Annotated in this window: 15 protein-coding genes; 10 read left to right on the forward strand and 5 right to left on the reverse strand. The window is 62.9% G+C overall.

The annotated features are described in order from the left end of the window. Window positions 1-139: 139 nt before the first annotated feature. From eat to eutC, 4 genes are read left to right on the forward strand one after another with little or no spacing between them, the layout of a single operon-like run. Window positions 140-1,522: an ethanolamine permease gene (eat, locus tag ACVC5H_RS12335; RefSeq protein ID WP_489622565.1), complete on the forward strand. Its 1,383-nt coding sequence runs from the start codon at window positions 140-142 to the stop codon at window positions 1,520-1,522. 41 nt (window positions 1,523-1,563) lie between these two features. Next, window positions 1,564-2,886, forward strand: coding sequence for an HAD family hydrolase (locus ACVC5H_RS12340; RefSeq protein ID WP_489622566.1), 1,323 nt, complete (start codon window positions 1,564-1,566; stop codon window positions 2,884-2,886). A gap of 36 nt (window positions 2,887-2,922) precedes the next feature. Further along, entirely contained in the window at window positions 2,923-4,329 is a 1,407-nt protein-coding gene (locus ACVC5H_RS12345; protein ID WP_489622567.1) for an ethanolamine ammonia-lyase subunit EutB, read from the forward strand. Then, window positions 4,326-5,195, forward strand: a complete 870-nt coding sequence (gene eutC, locus ACVC5H_RS12350) for an ethanolamine ammonia-lyase subunit EutC (protein ID WP_489622568.1) — start codon at window positions 4,326-4,328, stop codon at window positions 5,193-5,195. The genes ACVC5H_RS12345 and eutC overlap by 4 nt, the downstream gene beginning before the upstream one ends. A gap of 274 nt (window positions 5,196-5,469) precedes the next feature. On the opposite strand, the gene ACVC5H_RS12355 is transcribed toward eutC, so the two are convergent. Continuing rightward, window positions 5,470-7,698, reverse strand: a complete 2,229-nt coding sequence (locus ACVC5H_RS12355) for an NADP-dependent isocitrate dehydrogenase (RefSeq protein ID WP_489622569.1) — start codon at window positions 7,696-7,698, stop codon at window positions 5,470-5,472. A 338-nt stretch (window positions 7,699-8,036) separates the two neighbouring features. Between ACVC5H_RS12355 and ACVC5H_RS12360 the strand changes: the two genes are divergently transcribed. Then, window positions 8,037-8,183 (forward strand): hypothetical protein, encoded by a 147-nt coding sequence (locus ACVC5H_RS12360; protein WP_489622570.1) that lies wholly within the window; start codon window positions 8,037-8,039, stop codon window positions 8,181-8,183. A gap of 1 nt (window position 8,184) precedes the next feature. Beyond that, complete coding sequence (locus ACVC5H_RS12365; protein WP_489622571.1) at window positions 8,185-8,586, forward strand: type II toxin-antitoxin system MqsA family antitoxin; 402 nt, start codon at window positions 8,185-8,187, stop codon at window positions 8,584-8,586. A 76-nt stretch (window positions 8,587-8,662) separates the two neighbouring features. On the opposite strand, the gene ACVC5H_RS12370 is transcribed toward ACVC5H_RS12365, so the two are convergent. Then, window positions 8,663-9,949 (reverse strand): MFS transporter, encoded by a 1,287-nt coding sequence (locus ACVC5H_RS12370; RefSeq protein ID WP_489622572.1) that lies wholly within the window; start codon window positions 9,947-9,949, stop codon window positions 8,663-8,665. A 338-nt stretch (window positions 9,950-10,287) separates the two neighbouring features. On the opposite strand from ACVC5H_RS12370, the gene ACVC5H_RS12375 reads away from it, so the two are divergent. Further along, window positions 10,288-11,286, forward strand: coding sequence for a 2-hydroxyacid dehydrogenase (locus tag ACVC5H_RS12375; protein WP_489622573.1), 999 nt, complete (start codon window positions 10,288-10,290; stop codon window positions 11,284-11,286). Here the strand turns inward: ACVC5H_RS12375 and ACVC5H_RS12380 are convergent, their stop codons facing one another. Both ACVC5H_RS12380 and hmpA read right to left on the reverse strand, forming a co-directional pair. After that, complete coding sequence (locus ACVC5H_RS12380; protein WP_489622574.1) at window positions 11,287-11,646, reverse strand: hypothetical protein; 360 nt, start codon at window positions 11,644-11,646, stop codon at window positions 11,287-11,289. A 200-nt stretch (window positions 11,647-11,846) separates the two neighbouring features. Continuing rightward, window positions 11,847-13,040 carry an NO-inducible flavohemoprotein gene (gene hmpA / locus ACVC5H_RS12385; RefSeq protein WP_489622575.1) on the reverse strand — a complete coding sequence of 398 codons (1,194 nt, stop codon included), beginning with the start codon at window positions 13,038-13,040 and terminating at the stop codon, window positions 11,847-11,849. A 166-nt stretch (window positions 13,041-13,206) separates the two neighbouring features. On the opposite strand from hmpA, the gene norR reads away from it, so the two are divergent. Continuing rightward, complete coding sequence (gene norR, locus ACVC5H_RS12390; protein ID WP_489622576.1) at window positions 13,207-14,790, forward strand: nitric oxide reductase transcriptional regulator NorR; 1,584 nt, start codon at window positions 13,207-13,209, stop codon at window positions 14,788-14,790. Between the two features lie 141 nt (window positions 14,791-14,931). Here norR and ACVC5H_RS12395 read toward each other — a convergent pair whose 3' ends face one another. Continuing rightward, a complete protein-coding gene (locus ACVC5H_RS12395; RefSeq protein ID WP_489622577.1) occupies window positions 14,932-15,114 on the reverse strand; it encodes a hypothetical protein in 183 nt (60 codons plus the stop codon). A gap of 429 nt (window positions 15,115-15,543) precedes the next feature. Between ACVC5H_RS12395 and ACVC5H_RS12400 the strand changes: the two genes are divergently transcribed. Further along, window positions 15,544-15,771, forward strand: a complete 228-nt coding sequence (locus tag ACVC5H_RS12400; RefSeq protein WP_489622578.1) for a dodecin — start codon at window positions 15,544-15,546, stop codon at window positions 15,769-15,771. A 536-nt stretch (window positions 15,772-16,307) separates the two neighbouring features. Further along, window positions 16,308-17,906 carry a glycogen synthase GlgA gene (glgA, locus tag ACVC5H_RS12405; protein WP_489622579.1) on the forward strand — a complete coding sequence of 533 codons (1,599 nt, stop codon included), beginning with the start codon at window positions 16,308-16,310 and terminating at the stop codon, window positions 17,904-17,906. The last annotated feature ends 31 nt before the right edge of the window (window positions 17,907-17,937 follow it).

Raw genomic sequence — 17,937 nt, forward strand, 5'->3', positions numbered from 1 at the left:
GCCGCCAGATTTGCGGTTGCTATATTGCGTAGCCAAGGGCAGCGCATTGACACCAATCAAGCAAGCGCCATGCCCGCCAGACTTACAACAATGGCCGCCATGCTGCGGCTACACCCTCTCGCGCCAACAGGAGAATTCAATGAATGCAAGCTCTTCAGGGCAAGGCCATACGCTCAAGCCCGTCCTGTCCACCCTGCAGCTCTGGGCCATTGCGGTCGGGCTGGTGATTTCCGGCGAATACTTCGGCTGGAGCTATGGCTGGGCCAGCGCAGGCACGCTCGGCTTTACGGTGACGGCGCTGTTCATCGCGGCCATGTATGCCACCTTCATCTTCAGCTTTACCGAGCTGACCACCTCCATTCCCCATGCAGGCGGGCCATTTGCCTACAGCAAGCGCGCCTTCGGGCCGGTTGGCGGTTACCTGGCGGGGGCGGCCACGCTGATCGAATTCGTCTTTGCGCCACCGGCCATCGCGCTGGCCATCGGGGCGTATCTCAACGTGCAGTTTCCCCATATCGATCCCAAGCTGGCGGCGCTGGGGGCTTACCTCGTCTTCATGACGCTCAATATCGTCGGGGTGCAGATCGCGGCCACCTTTGAACTCTTCGTGACCCTGCTGGCCATCTTCGAGTTGCTGGTCTTCATGGGCGTGGTGGCGCCGGGCTTTTCGCTGGCCAATTTCACCAAGGGCGGATGGGCTGGCAGCGACGGCTTCAGCCTGGCGGCGGTTCCCGGCATGTTCGCGGCGATTCCGTTTGCGATCTGGTTCTTCCTGGCCATCGAAGGCGTGGCCATGGCAGCGGAAGAAGCCAAGGACCCGAGGCGTTCCATTCCGATTGCCTACATCACCGGGATTCTGACCCTGGTGGTGCTGGCCATCGGCGTGATGCTCTTCGCCGGCGGCGTGGGTGACTGGACCAAGCTGGCCAACATCAACGATCCGCTGCCGCAGGCCATGAAGCTGATCGTCGGCGGCAACAGCAGCTGGCTGCACATGCTGGTCTGGCTGGGCCTGTTCGGGTTGGTGGCCTCCTTCCACGGGATCATCCTGGGCTACTCGCGCCAGATCTTTGCGCTGGCCCGCGAGGGGTATCTGCCGGCGTATTTCGCTCGCGTCCATCCGCGTTTCAAGACCCCGCACCGGGCCATCCTGGCCGGTGGCGTGGTGGGTATCGCCGCCATCTACAGCGATGAACTGATTACCCTCGGCGGCCAGACGCTCACCGCCAACATCGTCACCATGTCGGTGTTCGGCGCGATCCTGATGTACATCCTATCGATGCTGTCGCTGTTTCGCCTGCGCCGTGCCGAGGCGGGACTGGAGCGGCCGTTCCGGGCGCCGCTGTATCCCTACTTCCCGGCCTTTGCGCTCTTCGGTGCGCTGGTCTGCATGGCCACCATGATCTACTACAACCCGCTCATCTTCGGCATCTTCGTGGCTTTGCTGGCGCTGGGCTATGCCTGGTTCCTGGCGACGGCGCGGCAGCGCGCCGAGGGTGCGGCGGCGGTCGCTGAATTCTGAACGATATAAATCTTTTATCCCGATATTTCGATAAGGCCATCATGAACAACAAGCACAAACCGACGACCGTATCCACTACGCCTGTGTTGAAGCGACGGGGCTTCCTGGGCGGTTTGCTGGCCGCTGCTGCCGGCGGCACGCTGGGCGTCGTTGCCACGCCCGGCCAGGCCGCCGTACGCGCCGAAGTGGCGCTGGACCACGCCAAATGGGCCGCGCGCAATCACGATCTGGTGGCGCAGATGATTGCCGAGCATGGCAAGCTGGCACCGGGCTACCAGAGCGGCAAGCGTCCCTATGCCGTGTTTGACTGGGACAACACCAGCATCATGAATGACTGTGAAGAGGCGCTCTTGATGTACCAGATCAATACGCTGTCGTTCAAGCTGACACCGGCCGAGTTTGCCGCCATCACGCGCCAGAACGTGCCGCCGGGTCCTTTCAGCAAGGACTTCAGGAATGCGGCCGGCAACATCGTCGACCTGGAGGCAATCTGTGCCGATCTCGATGCCGATTACGCCTTCCTTTACGCCAGCTACAAGGGCATGGCTGGCAGCAAGAGCCTGGAAGAAGTCACGGCCACGCCGGAGTTCCAGGACTTCCGCGCCAAGCTCTACTATCTCTATGAGGCCGTCAACGATACCCATGGCGTGGCCGTCGGCTATCCCTGGGTGATCTACTTCTTCGCCAACATGAGCGTGGCCGAGGTGAGTGCGCTGGCCGAAGCCTCCAATGATGCTGCGCTGGGTGCGGCGCTGACCAAGGTCAAGTACACCAGTCCGGCCGACCGCCCCGGCAAGGCGGGTGTGGTGAGCGTGTCGCACTTCCATGGCATCCGCCTGTGCACCGAAATCGCCACCCTGATGGACGCCCTGCGCCGCAACGGTATCGACGTCTATGTCTGCACCGCCTCGCTGGAGGAGGTGGTGGCGGTCTTTGCGACGCATCCCAAGTATGGCTACGGTGTAAGCCGCGAGAACGTCATCGGCTTGCGTCTGGAACGCAATGGCCAGGTCTTCCATAATGCCTACCTCAAGGACTGGCCATTGACCTGGGGACCGGGCAAGACGGTGGCCATCAAGCAGGTGCTGGTCAAGCAGAAGGGGTATGGGCCCTTGTTCGTGGCAGGCGACAGCGATGGCGACTACGATATGCTGCGTGACTTCCCCGAGACCCGCTACGGGATGATCGTCAACCGCATGAAGAACGGCAAGATCGGCGAATTGTCCAAACTCGCGGCCGAGCAGATCAGCGCGGCCACGCCGCGCTTCCTGCTGCAGGGGCGCCAGGAGTCCACCGGCAACTGGCTGCCGGCGGAAACCAGCATCAAGTATGGCAAGACGGCACCGCAACTGCTGACCAGCTGATCGGCAAGGCAGCGGTGAATCAGGAGGAGCATCATCATGGCCGAACAGCGTTTCCGGCACAGCGTGGGTAGCGCCAGCTACGTGTTTCGTGATCTGAAGGAGTTGATGGCCAAGGCCAGCCCGGCGCGTTCCGGTGATCTGCTGGCTGGTGTCGCCGCAGGCAGCGCGGAGGAGCGCGCCATTGCGCAGATGGCGCTGGCCGAACTGCCGCTGAAGACGTTTCTGGAAGAGCCCCTGATCCCCTATGAAGAGGATGAGGTCACCCGCCTCATCCTCGACAGCCACGACCGTGCCGCCTTTGCGCCGGTTGCGCACCTGACCGTAGGCGATTTCCGCAACTGGCTGCTGGCTGATGATACTGATAGCGCCGTGTTGGCAGCTGTCGCCCCGGGTATTACGCCCGAGATGGCTGCTGCCGTGTCCAAGATCATGCGCAACCAGGATCTGATCCTGGTGGCCAAGAAATGCCGGGTGGTCACGGCCTTTCGCAATACCATCGGGCTGCCCGGGCGGCTGTCTACCCGCCTGCAGCCCAATCATCCTACCGATGATGCCAGTGGCATCGCCGCCAGCATGCTCGATGGCTTGCTGTATGGCAATGGCGATGCGGTCATCGGCATCAATCCCGCCACCGACAATGTGCCGCAGGTGGTGAAGCTGGTCGGGATGATGGCCGACGTGATCGCACGTTACGAGATCCCCACGCAATCCTGCGTGCTGACCCACGTCACCAATACGATTGCGGCCATCGAGCGGGGCGCGCCGGTGGACCTGGTGTTCCAGTCGATTGCCGGGACCGAGGCGGCCAATCGCGGCTTCGGCATCAACCTCGCCATGCTCGGCGAGGCGCGCGAAGCGGCGCTGTCCCTGCAGCGCGGCACCGTGGGCGACAACGTGATGTATTTCGAAACCGGCCAGGGCAGCGCGCTGTCGGCCAATGCGCATCACGGCATCGACCAGCAGACATGCGAGGCGCGCGCCTACGCGGTGGCGCGCGCCTTCAAGCCCTTGCTGGTCAATACCGTGGTCGGCTTCATCGGGCCGGAATATCTCTACGACGGCAAGCAGATCATCCGCGCCGGCCTGGAAGATCATTTCTGCGCCAAGCTGCTGGGCCTGCCCATGGGCTGCGACGTCTGCTACACCAATCACGCCGAGGCCGACCAGAACGACATGGATGTCCTGCTGACCCTGCTGGGGGTGGCCGGCTGTACCTTCGTCATGGGCATTCCGGGCTCGGACGACATCATGCTCAATTACCAGACCACTTCCTTCCACGATGCCCTGTATGCGCGGCGGGTGCTGGGTTCGCGGCCCGCGCCGGAATTCGAGGACTGGCTGCACCGCATGCAGATCTTCAACCAGGCCGGCGCGGGTGAGTCATTCCGCCTGCACGCCGATATGCCGCCCGGTTTTCGTGACACCTTGCTGCGCCTGCAATGACCATGGACGACCACGACATGTCACTGCAAGGTGCAGAAAACGTCAGCCCCGGTGCAGAAAACGTCACGGCCAATCCGTGGGAAGCATTGCGCCGTTTTACCGCTGCGCGCATCGCGCTGGGGCGCAGTGGCGTGAGCCTGCCAACCAGGCCGCAACTGGCGTTCCAGCTGGCCCATGCGCAGGCGCGCGATGCCGTGCATCTGCCGCTGGATGTGGCTGCGCTCAAGGCACAGTTGCAGGAGCAAGGCATCTGCATGGCGCAAGAAGTACTGGATGTGCAGAGCGCCGCAGCGGATCGCCTGGTCTACCTGCAGCGGCCTGACTTTGGCCGCAAGTTGTCGGAGGCATCGCGCCGGCAACTGCTTGAACGTTTCGGCACCGAGCCGCAACGCCGCTTCGATGTGGGCTTCGTTATCGCTGATGGGTTGTCAGCCCTGGCCATCGTGCGCAATGCCGCACCGTTCCTGGCCGAGGTGATGCAGCGGATTGCGCCCGAGGGATGGTCGATGGCACCGCCGGTGATCGTGCAGCAGGGGCGGGTAGCGGTGGCCGATGAGATCGGCGAGCTGATGGGGGTAAAGCTGGTGGTGATCCTCATCGGCGAGCGGCCGGGGCTGAGTTCGCCCGACAGCATGGGCCTCTATCTGACCTGGATGCCGGCGCGCGGGCTCACCGATGCCAGTCGCAATTGCATCTCCAATGTGCGCCCGGAAGGATTGCCCTATCCGGAAGCTGCCTACAAGCTGCATTACCTGATGGCGCAGGCGCACCAGCGCGGTTTGTCGGGTGTGGCCTTGAAGGATGAGACGGCCAGTGAGGGCGAGGCGCTGGACGTGCGGCGCAATTTCCTGCTCGGTGGTGCTTGAAGTCGCAGCCGCTGATTCTTAGAGGACGATGCCTCAATCACCGTTCGGACTCAGTAGCGGCTTTGCCGCGTATCGAAGATTCTCCGTCGATGCGTCTTCGATACGCCGCACGCGTGCGGCTACTCAGTCCGAACGGTAGTCAACTCATCGGCTTGGCGATCGCATTGCAGGAAAGCCCCACCAAAGCAAAAAGGCCGCGAACTTGCATTCGCGGCCTTTTCGTTTTGCTGCCGGGGAGGGGGGAGTAGTCCACCCTCGGGCAACGATCAACGCCTTACAGCGTTTCCAGCGCCTGGTTCAGTGTGGCGCTCGGACGCATCACGGCGAAGGTCTTGGCGCGGTCCGGCAGGTAGTAGCCGCCGATATCGACTTCCTTGCCCTGCACCGAGTTCAGCTCTTCGACGATCTTCTGCTCGTTCTCAGCCAGCGCCTTGGCCAGCGGTGCGAACTGCTTGGCCAGTTCGGCGTCCTCCGTCTGCGCGGCCAGTTCCTGGGCCCAGTACAGGGCCAGGTAGAAGTGGCTGCCACGGTTGTCCAGCTCACCGGTCTTGGGCGAGGGCGACTTGTTGTTGTCCAGCAGCTTGCCGGTGGCAGCGTCGAGGGTCTTGGCCAGGATCTTGGCGCGGGCGTTGCCGGTCTTGATGCCCACGTCTTCGATGGACACGGCCAGGGCCAGGAACTCGCCCAGCGAATCCCAGCGCAGGTGGTTTTCACCGACCAGCTGTTGCACGTGCTTCGGCGCCGAGCCACCGGCACCGGTTTCGAACATGCCGCCACCTGCCATCAGCGGGACGATCGACAGCATCTTGGCCGAGGTGCCCAGTTCCATGATGGGGAACAGGTCGGTCAGGTAGTCGCGCAGGATGTTGCCGGTCACCGAGATGGTGTCCAGGCCGCGGATGACGCGTTCCAGGGTGTAACGCATGGCGCGCACTTGCGACATGATCTGGATGTCGGCACCGGTCAGGTCGTGATCCTTCAGGTAGGTGTTGACCTTCTTGATCAGTTCGGCTTCGTGCGGACGGTACGGGTCCAGCCAGAACACGGCCGGCATGCCGGACAGGCGGGCGCGGGTCACGGCCAGCTTCACCCAGTCACGCACGGCTGCGTCCTTGACCTGGCACATGCGCCAGATGTCGCCTTCTTCCACGTTCTGCTCCAGCAGCACCTGGCCGTCCAGGGTGACGATGCGGGCCACGCCGGCCTGGGCGATTTCGAAGGTCTTGTCGTGCGAACCGTATTCCTCGGCCTTCTGGGCCATCAGGCCGACGTTGGGCACGGTACCCATGGTGGTCGGGTCGAAGGCGCCGTTGGTCTTGCAGAAGTTGATGATTTCCTGATAGATGCGGGCGAAGGTCGATTCGGGCAGCAGGGCCTTGGTGTCTTCGGTCTTGCCGGCGGCGTTCCACATCTTGCCGCCAGCGCGGATCATGGCCGGCATGGAAGCGTCGACGATCACGTCGTTGGGTGCGTGCAGGTTGGTGATGCCCTTGGCGGAGTCCACCATGGCCAGGCGCGGGCGCTTGGCTTCATCGGCCTTCAGGTCGGCCAGCACTTCGGCCTTCTTGTCTTCGGGCAGGGTGTTGATCTTTTCGTAGACGCCGGACATGCCGTTGTTGGGGTTCACGCCGATCTCGGCGAACAGCTTGGCGTGCTTGGCGAAGGTGTCCTTGTAGTAGGTGCGCACGGCGTGGCCGAAGACGATGGGGTGCGAGACCTTCATCATGGTGGCCTTGACGTGCACCGACAGCAGCAGGTCGGTCTCGAAGGCGTCTTGCATCTGCTCTTCGTAGTAGGCACAGAGGGCCTTCTTGCTCATGAACATGCTGTCGATGATTTCACCGGCTTGCAGCGAGATCTTGGGCTTCAAGACGATGGTTTCACCGGACTTGGTGACAAGGTCCATCTTGACGTCTACGGCCTTGTCCAGGGTCAGGCTCTTTTCGCCGGCGTAGAAGTCGCCGCCGTGCATGTGCGCCACGTGGGTGCGCGATGCCATGGACCACTTGGCCATCGAGTGCGGGTGCTTGCGGGCGTAGTTCTTGACGGCGTTGGGAGCGCGGCGGTCCGAGTTGCCTTCGCGCAGGACCGGGTTCACGGCGCTGCCGGTGACCTTGGCGTAGCGCTTTTGCAGAGCCTTTTCTTCTTCGGTGGTCGGGTTTTCCGGATAGTCGGGCAGCTTGTAGCCGCGTGCCTGCAGTTCGCGGATGGCCGCCTGCAGTTGCAGGATCGAGGCGCTGATGTTGGGCAGCTTGATGATGTTGGCGTCAGGGCTCTGGGTCAGGGCGCCCAGTGCGGCCAGGTTGTCGGGGACTTTCTGCTCATCGGTGAGGTACTCCGGGAATTCAGCCAGGATACGCGCAGCCACCGAGATATCGCTTTCCACGACGTCGATGCCAGCCGCGGCGGTGAACTTCTTGACGATGGGCAAGAGCGAGTGGGTCGCCAGATAGGGTGCCTCGTCGGTCAGCGTATAGATGATGGTCGGGTTGCCAGTAGTCACGATGATGTCCTTGCGTTGGTGTGTTGATGTGCTTTGGTGCGATCCCCGCAGCGCCGGATGGGCCGTCCCGGCTCTGTCGGCCTGGACTGGCGCCACCTCCTTGTCGGCTGTGCTGCGTGGAAACTCGTCTCCCGGGGCGGCATGGCTGGCGTACTGCTGCCAGAAGGCCGCGGCAAAAAACAGCGGTAGTTTACTCCTAAGCGGGGCGAAATGCTTCAACTCTTATATAAGACTTGAAGAAATTTTTGATTTTGGTTCGATTGCGAGGTACCCGGTTTGCTCATTTCCGCAGGTCTATTAACCTATTTGGTTTAATCACCTAACAGGTTAGAATCCGTATGGAGAAGCACACTGCACATTGCAAGCTGCCCTTGATCAGGTCCTTGATCGAAGCGGGCAGGGTGAATGCGACCGCCGGCGCCATGGTGTATCTCAAGCTGAGCGTGGTCGATGATGTGCTTGTCGTTTCCTTCAAGGAGTTATGAAATGAAATGTCCTTGCTGCGGTGCAGCCGAACTGGTTCACGAAATCCGCGACCTGCCCTACACCTACAAGGGGGAAAGCACCCTCATCGAACAGGTAAAAGGGGATTTCTGCCCGGCCTGCGGCGAAGTCCTGCTTGATCGCGAGCACGGGGACCGTTACAGCGACCTGATCGGGCAATTTCAGCGCAAGGTGAATGCCGCCTACGTGGATCCCGCCTACATCGCTCGCGTCAGGCGCAAACTCGATCTGGACCAGCGGGAGGCAGCCGAGCTTTTCGGTGGTGGGATCAATGCCTTTTCCCGTTACGAGAACGGCAAGACCAAGCCGCCGCTTTCCCTGGTCAAACTCTTCAGATTGCTCGACCGGCATCCCGACCTGCTGGATGAGATCCGGACAGCCTGAATTCAGTGATGCCTTCCAGATAAAAAAAGGGCCGCGTCATCCGCGGCCCGTCTCAATAGCTATTGCCAAAACCTGCTCAGGCCGTGACCGCCTGCCGTGCTGCCTTGTTGCGATACAGGATCAGGGTAGCGATCAGCCCGCACACGGCGGCCGTACTCATCCAGATGCCCGGTGCTGCCTTGTCGCCGGTAGCCTGGATCAGCCCGGTCGCAATGGCCGGGGTGAACCCGCCAAAGACCGCAGTGGCCAGGCTGTAGGCCAGCGAGAAGCCTGCAGTACGCACGTCGGCTGGCATCACTTCGGTCAGCGCGACCACCATGGCGCCGTTGTAGCTGGCGTACAGGAAGGACAGCCACAGTTCCACGATCAGCATCTTGGCGAAGGTGGCGTCATGCACCAGCCAGTTCACCATCGGGTAGGCGGTCAGGATGGTCAGCACGGTGAAGGTCACCAGGATGGGACGGCGGCCGATGCGGTCCGACAGCGCGCCCATGATGGGCAGCCAGATGAAGTTGGACAGGCCCACGCAGAAGGTCACGATCAGGCTGGCCTCGGTGGAGAGCTTCAGGACGTTCTTGCCGAAGGTCGGGGTGTAGACCGTGATCAGGTAGAACGACACGGTGGTCATCGACACCAGCATCATGCCGGCAATCACCAGCTTCCAGTTCTCGATCATCGAGCGGAAGATCTGGCCGGTGCTGGGACGATGCTTGCGGCGCAAGAACTCTTCAGTTTCCTGCAGCGAGCGGCGGATCACGAACAGCACCGGCACGATCAGGCAGCCGATGAAGAAGGGAATGCGCCAGCCCCAGTCACCGACCTGGGCGGGGGTGAGCGAGGTCGAGAGCATGTAGCCGATGGCCGCAGCCACGATGATGGCCACCTGCTGGCTGGCCGACTGCCAGCTCACATAGAAGCCCTTGTTGCCGGGCGTGGCCATTTCAGCCAGGTAGACCGACACGCCGCCCAGTTCCACACCGGCCGAGAAGCCTTGCAGCAGGCGGCCGATCAGCACCAGCAGCGGTGCCAGCGCGCCGATGGTGGCGTAGGAGGGGACGAAGGCGATGAGCATGGTGCCCAGCGCCATCAGGGCCAGGGTCACGATCAGGCCTTGGCGGCGGCCCACGCGGTCCACGTAGGCGCCCAGGATGATGGCGCCCAGCGGACGCATCAGGAAGCCGGCGCCGAAGGTCATGAAGGTCAGCATCAGCGAGGCGAACTCGTTACCGCTGGGGAAGAAGGCCTTCGAGATGTGCGTCGCGTAGAAACCGAACAGGAAGAAATCGAACATTTCCATGAAGTTGCCGCTGGTTACGCGCAGCACCGTGGAAAACTTCGACGGCGAAGAAGTGGATGTCGTCATGATATGTGCCTCGTTATCTGTAGGGCGGACCGTGTTGCACCCGGTCTTGCGCCTGTCTCGTACTGCCCTGCGGCAGCTTGTGTCAGGATCTTTTTTTGTGGGACAGCTATTGCGCCGCCGATTCTATGCCCGAAACCCGCTCGATGCACCGACTTGCGGCGTTGCACATGCAAATATCGGTTTTTTCGATAGCTGGATGAAAGCTTCCGCCGTCAAATCTCTCTCAAAAAGCTGTCGGCCAAACAAGCTGCGTTGCATCAAGGTGATGTGGCGCCAGGTATGGTGCAATGCGACATGGTGTGACTTCACCTGCCACCGCTTATCCATGAAAGGTCCGTATGAAAACCGCCGTCTACAGCGCCCGCCGCTACGATCAGACCCTGCTCTCGCGTGCCAATGCGTCCAGCGGCGCCCGCCATGAACTGGTGTTCCTGCAAGACCGCCTGGACAGCAGCACTGCGCAACTGGCCAGCGGCTGCGAGGCTGTTGCGGCCTTCGTCAACGATGACCTCGGCGCCGCCGTGCTGGAGCGGCTGGCCGCGCTGGGCGTGCGTTTCATCACCACCCGCTCGACCGGCTTCAACCATATCGATACGCAGGCCGCACGGCGGCTGGGCATGACGGTGGCGCGCGTGGCCGATTATTCACCCTACTCGGTGGCCGAGTTCGCGGTGGGGCTGCTGCTGGCGGTCAACCGCAAGATCGCGCGCGCCAGCATGCGCACGCGTGAAGGCAATTTCGAGCTGGAAGGATTGATGGGATTCGACCTGCACGGCAAGACCGTGGGGGTGATCGGCACCGGCAAGATCGGCGCGCTCTTTGCCCGCATCATGGCCGGTTTCGGCTGCACGGTGCTGGGCAGCGATGTGCATCGCAATCCCGAGTTCGAAGCCCTGGGCGGGCACTACGTGAGCAAGGACGAGCTTTTCGCCGCCAGTGACGTGATCTCGCTGCATTGCCCGCTCACCGAGTCCACCCGCTACCTGGTCAATGCACAGAGCCTGGCCGGTGCCAAGTCGGGCTGCATCCTGGTCAATACCAGCCGGGGCGGGCTGGTCGATACCGAAGCTGCGATTGCCGCCCTCAAGAGTGGCCAGTTGCGCGGCCTGGCCATCGATGTCTACGAGCAGGAAGCCAGCCTGTTCTTCCAGGACCTGTCTTCGACCATCATCACCGACGACGTGATCCAGCGCCTGGTGTCCTTTCCCAACGTGATCGTGACCGGCCACCAGGCTTTCTTCACCGAAGAAGCCATCGGCCAGATCATGCAGACCACCATCGCCAACCTCAGCGACTTCGCCGCCGGGGCCAGCCTGGGAGAGCGGCTGGTGGCCTGATCAGCCGGCCGGATGGCCCGCCGCATCGAACAGCGGACCCAACTGGTCGCCAATGCGCGGGCGCAAGTGATCGTGTACGCGCTGGATGATTTCTTCGGCGTCGTGGCTACCGTAGGTCTGGGCCAATTGCCTGTGCATGTCGAAATGCAGGTAAAGCAGCCCGCGCAGGCTCTGAAAAGCGGTCGGATGGGTCTGGCCGCAGACTTGTTCGTTGTTGTCCATCACCTGGTTCAATACGCCCGGATCGAACAGGCGCACCTGGCAGATCACGGCGCAGCGGACGATTTCCAGGTCCAGCGCTTCCAGTTCTTGGGTCAGTTCATCGGGGGTGTGGCGCTCGGCGCTCAGCTTTTCGCTCATGGCGGTCTTTCGGCGGAGGAGGGGGAGCGCTCAGGATAGCATTTGCTGCACCGCGGAAAACTTGTCGAAGATCAATCTTCCTTGGATCGTCCTGCGTGAATCACGTAAATCTTTATAAATAGTTTCATATCGACTCCTGCCAGAGTAATGCAGCACTCGGACGGGTGGCAGCCATGCCGCCACCCGTCCATCGGAGGAGCTTACTGCAGGGCTGCAGCCGGTCCGAAGAATTCATACCGGCTTTGCGCCGCCGGTACGCCCAGTTCGCCCAGCGCGTGCTTGATGGCTTTCATGAAGGGCTTGGGGCCCACGAAATAGGCATCGACGTCACGCGTGGCCGGCAACCATTGCTGCAGCAGCGCCGCATTGATGAAGCCGGTGGCATGCGCTGCCGGATCGCCTGCGCGCGGCTGTTCATAGCAGAAGCGCAGCTGCAGTTGCGGATGCTGTGCCGCCAGTGCTTCCAGCTCGCGGCGGAAGGCATGCACGCCGCCGTGGCGCGCGGCATGGACGAAATGCACCGGACGGCCACCGGGCAATGCCGCCGCCAGCATGGTCATCATGGGCGTGATGCCCACACCGCCGCTGATGAGCACCAGCGGCTTGTCGCTGGCCGTGAGCGTAAAGTCGCCTGCGGGCGGGAACAGTTCCACCACCGAACCAACGTGGATCTGGTCGTGCAGCTGGCGCGAGACCTTGCCGTCCGCTTCGCGCTTGACGCTGATGCGATATTGCAGCGGCTGGCCGTTCTGGCGCAGCGGGGCTGACAGCGAATACTGGCGGCGCTGTTCCAGCCCGTCGACCACCATGCGCAGCCCGATGTACTGGCCGGGTTCGAAGTCCAGCAGGGCAGCGCCATCCTGGGGCATGAAGTAGAAGGAAGTGATTTCCTCGCTCTCGGCGACCTTGCGCGTGACCACGAAATTGCGCGCACCGCGCCAGCCGCCAGGTGCGGCGGCCTTGGCGTCATATTGCTGGCGCTCGGCGCCGATCAGGATGTCGGCCAGCTGGCCATAGGCGGCGGCCCAGGCATCGATGACGGCATCGGTGGCGATCTCCGCGCCCAGCACTTCGCGGATGGCGCGCAGCAGGCAGTCACCGACCATGGGATAGTGTTCCGGCAGCACCTGCACGGCCACGTGCTTGTTGATGATCTGCGCGGCCAGCGGGCCCAGTTCTTCCAGGCGATCGATGTGGCGCGCGTACATCAGCACGCCATTGGCTAGTGCCCGTGGCTGGTCGCCGCTGGCCTGGTGCGCACGGTTGAACAGGGGATGCACTTGCGGATAGTCGCGCATGAGCAGCTTGTAGAAATGGGTGGTCAGCGCCTCGCCGCCGGATTCGAGCAGGGGGACGGTGGATTTGACGATGGCGAGTTGGGCATCGGTGAGCATGCTGAACCTTTCAGGAGAGTGTGGATGTGCCGGAACGTCCGGATCACTCTCTCCATTACAAAAGCCGTGCCACGCCTTCATCTCAATAAAATCAATGACTTGTAGAACATGTGAGTGCTTGTGACCTGTGTCATAATGACCATTAATTCATTGGTAAGTAGTCAATATGACCTCAAAAGCCTTGCTGGACGCCTTGCTTCCCCTGGTCGCCGACCTCTCGCGCCAGATCGATGACCGCGAGCGTTACCGCCGCCTGCTGCAGACCTTGCGCACGCTCTTTCCCTGCGACGCCGCCGCCTTGCTGCGGCTGGAGGGCGAGGTGCTGGTGCCGCTGGCCATCGACGGGCTCTCCGGCGATACCCTGGGCCGGCGCTTCCGCATCGCCGATCATCCTCGCTTCAGCGTGCTGCTGGCCAATGCGGTGCCGACGCGCTTTCCTGCCGACTCGCACTTGCCGGATCCCTACGATGGCCTGGTCGATGGCTTGAACGACCTCCACTCGGGCGCGCTGGAAGTCCACGATTGCATGGGCTGCGCGCTGGCCGTCAATGGCCGTCCCTGGGGGCTGGTCACGCTCGATGCGCTGGGCGCCGGCCGTTTCGACGGGGTGGACATGGCGTCGCTGCAAGCCTTCGCCGCGCTGGCAGCGGCCACGGTCAACGTGGCCGAGCGCATCGATGAGCTGGCGCAGGCCGGCGAGCAGGCGCGCCAGCGTGCCGAGGCCTACCGGCTGGGGCTGGAAGAAAGCCGGGGCAAGCGCGAACTGATCGGCCAGAGTGCCGCTCACCGGCAACTGATGGAGGAAATCCGCATGGCCGCCCCCAGCGACATGACGGTGCTGGTCAGTGGCGAAACCGGCACTGGCAAGGAGCTGGTGGCGCATGCCCTGCATGCCGCCTCGCCACGCGCCCACAAGCCCATGATCAGCCTGAACTGCGCCGCCTTGCCCGATACCCTGGTGGAAAGCGAACTGTTCGGCCACGTGCGCGGCGCCTTCTCGGGCGCCGTGGCTGACCGGCGTGGCAAGTTCGAGATGGCCGACGGCGGCACCTTGTTCCTGGATGAAGTGGGCGAGCTGCCCCTGGCGGTGCAGGCCAAGCTGCTACGGGTGCTGCAGAGCGGGCAGTTGCAGCGCGTCGGCTCGGACCGCGAGCATCGCGTGGACGTGCGCCTGATCGCCGCCACCAACCGCGACCTGGCCGAGGAGGTCAAGCGCGGCCATTTCCGGGCGGATTTCTATCATCGGCTTTCGGTCTTCCCCATCCGTGTGCCTCCGCTGCGCGAGCGCGGGCGTGACGTCTTGCTGCTGGCGGGCTATTTCCTGGAGCAGAACCGGGCGCGGCTGGGCCTGGCCAGCCTGCGCCTGTCGGCCGATGCGCAGCGCGCGTTGCTGGACTATTCCTGGCCCGGCAACATCCGCGAACTGGAGCACCTCGTCGGCCGCAGCGCCTTGCGGGCACTGGCCTCGCAGCCGCAGCGGCCGGGCATCCTGACGCTCGATGCGCACTCACTGGAACTGGATCACCCTCCGACCGCGCCCATTGCCCCTCCCCAGAATGGCCTGGTCGTCGAGCCAGGCCGTGCGGCACCGCCAGTGGAAGGCCTGCGCGAGGCCGTGGAGCGCTTTGAGCGCAAGCTGGTGAGCGACAGCCTGCAGCGTCATGGCGGCAATCTGGCTGCCACCGCCCGCGAGCTGGGCGTGGATCGGGCCAACCTGAACCGGCTGGCCAAGCGGCTCGGCTTGCGGTAGGCCATGGGACGGCGGTTTCAGGCGATATGAAGAAAAAGAAAAGAAAACGGCCGGAATCGCTCAGGGCAGGGCGCCCCCCATGATTCCGGCCGTCAGGTGCATGAAGCTTCAGGCCAAAAACCGCATCACCTGATGACGGCATCAGGCCTGCTGATGCTCCACATCCAGTTCCGCCAGTTGCCCGCGGATGCGGATGGCAGTCAGGTTGCGGGCGGCGGCGGCATCGTCGTTGACGTGTTGCAGGTCTTCGGGCGGTGCGCTGATGACCTTCACGGGAGCCGCTGCAGGCAAGGTGCCGGTAACGCCAGGGTTGAGTTGCGACATGATGATCTCCAAGGGATGAAAATCTCGTGCAGGCCCGCCGGTCACTTCGACGGCGGGCAGGATTGCCAGTCCTGCGGCCTCATCAGCCGGCCAACGATTGCAAATGACAGCATCGCGGGCTGGGGCGATATGAACGTTTTGGCAATCCAGATGATGGAATATTAGCCGGTTTGGTTGCGCTGCAACAGGTGCAGTCACACTTAAATTTTTGTAGGAAGCGGAGCAGGGTTGAGTCAGGGCAATCCCTGCAGAGCGCCCGATGACGGTCCTGTTTCGATGAAATTTGCTGCAGGGCAAAAAAGGGAGGCTTGTGAATTTACCCTTCGTGCACGCATTCCTACGCAAGCTGCTGGCATTGACCGATGCCCTCCGCAAGGAGAGTGCAATAGGCTGACCCTTTCGTCCATTCCCAGTCGTAAAGGAGCCTTCATGAACGAGCGCAAGCACGACAATTCCAGCACCTACAAGATCATCGACGTCGTGGGCAGTTCGCCCAACAGCACCGACGAAGCCATCCGCAACGCCATCGCCGATGTGGTCAAGACCGTCAAGAACGTCGACTGGTTCGAGGTCACGCAATGCCGTGGCCATGTCGAGGACGGCAATATCGGCCACTTCCAGGTCGGCCTGAAGATCGGTTTCCGTGTCGAGACCTGATCCTTGGTCACGGATGAGGGATACAGGAGCGCAATGCAGTTCGCGAGGGCATAGCGAGTTTCAATTTGCGCCCCTTCCCTCGGCTGACCAAGCTGAAGGCTCTTCGCAATCAGCGCCTTTGAACGAGCGTTCGAGGCGTGCTCCCGGCAGCGTCCGCTGCGAAATTGTTTAGCAATTTTCTTCAGCGCATCTGGCGATGCAGCGCGGCCAGCTCTTCCTTGAACAGTGATGGCAACCCGGCAGGGCAATGCCCCGGCTGTGCTTTCCCGCGCGTGGCGTGGTGCCGGTTTCGCCGCGCTGCAACAGTAGGATTCATCCTACGCCATCTCAGGCCGCTGTCCGATAGTGAGCCCCTGTCGCGGTCCGTATAACGTCAATCATCGGCGCTCAAAAGACAGTCCATACCAACACAACAAGAAGGACACGTTGTCGCCCTGGCCTCCGGATCAAGCCACGCCCAGGACGATGACCAAGACGATGCGACGAGCCAAGGGTGCTTTCCATCTCAGGTGCTTTCACACATTTAGGGGTCCATCTTGCAAGCTCGAGTTCTGTTAGTCAGCTCAGAGGCTGTACCGCTCGTCAAGACCGGTGGCCTGGCCGACGTGATTACCGCGTTGGCCGTATCGCTGCGCAAAGTCGGCATCGATGCCAGCATCCTCATGCCCGCCTATCCGGAGGCGGTCCGCAATCTCGGCGACACGGTGCAGATCGGCTTGAAGCACGGTCTGCCCGGCGGCGCCGGCCGTCTCCTGCGCGGCACCATCCCCGGCACCGACGTGCCGGCCCTGCTGCTGGATACGGCACGGTTCCGCCAGCGCGGCGCCAATCCTTATGTCGACAGCGATGGCGTCGAGTTCAACGACAACGCGCTGTGCTTCGCCGACCTGTCGCACGCCGCCGTGGCCATCTGCGCCGGCGAAACCAGCCTGCCGGTGCCGCACGTGGTGCATGCCAACGACTGGCACGCCGGCCTGATTCCCTGCCTGTTGAAACTGCGCGGGCTGGATCACGTCGGCACCATGCTGACCATCCACAATCTCGCCTTCCAGGGCAATTTCGCGCTGGAATCGGCCGAGCAGATCGGCATCCCCCAGCATCTGCTGACCGGCGACGGCGTGGAATACTGGGGCAAGCTGTCCTTCCTCAAGGCCGGCATCCGCTTCTCCGATTGCGTCTCTACCGTCAGCCGCAACTATGCGCACGAGATCATGACGCCGCGCTTCGGCTGCGGCATGGATGGGATTTTGTCCTTCCGCAAGCTCGATCTGCGCGCCATTCCCAACGGCATCGATGCCGAGTTGTGGAATCCGGCCGACGACCCGCTCATCGCCCGCCGCTTCAGCGTCGGCAACATGAAGGGCAAGGCGGCCTGCAAGCGCGACCTGCAGAAGCTCTTCGGCTTGCCGGTCGATCCGTTTGCGCCGGTCATGGGCCTGGGCTCGCGCATCTCGCACCAGAAGATGGCCGATGTCGTGATCGAGGCAATGCCCGCCATCCTGGCGCGCCATCCGCGTCTGCAGGTGGTGGTGCTGGGTTGCGGCGACCATCATTACGAAGCCGCCTTCCTCGACCTGGCGCAGCGCTATCGCGGTCGCATTGCCGTCCACATCGGCTATGACGAACGCCGCGCCCATGCGTTGCATGCCGGTAGCGACATGCTGCTGCACCCGACCCGCTTCGAGCCCTTCGGCCTCACGCCGCTGTACGCAATGCGTTATGGCGCGATCCCCATCGGCTCGCGCGTGGGCGGGCTGGTCGATACGGTGCGCGATGCCGATCTCGACCCGCAGCACGCCACCGGGGTGCTCTTCGAGGGCGAGACGGCGCACGACATGCAGCAAGCGGTGGCACGCGCCTTTGCGCTCTACAGCGACAGCGAGCGCTGGCAGAGCATGCAGCGCAACGCCATGAGCATCGACTGCGACTGGGCCGGTCCGACCCGCGCCTACATCGAGGCTTATGCCCACGTGGCCGACATGGCCGTGCGTCCGCTGTTCGTGCCGCGTCCGCTCCCCGTGGAGCGGCCCGCGGCCCAGGCGCGCGCCCATGAGCGCATGCACAGCCCGGCCGCTGCCATCGCTGCGGCGCTGGCAGGTGTGGTGGGCGTGCCGGCTACGGTAGCCGCTGCCTGAACCGCACGGGCGCGGCTGCGCTCGCCAGATT

The organism is Herbaspirillum sp. Her3 (assembly GCF_057961275.1).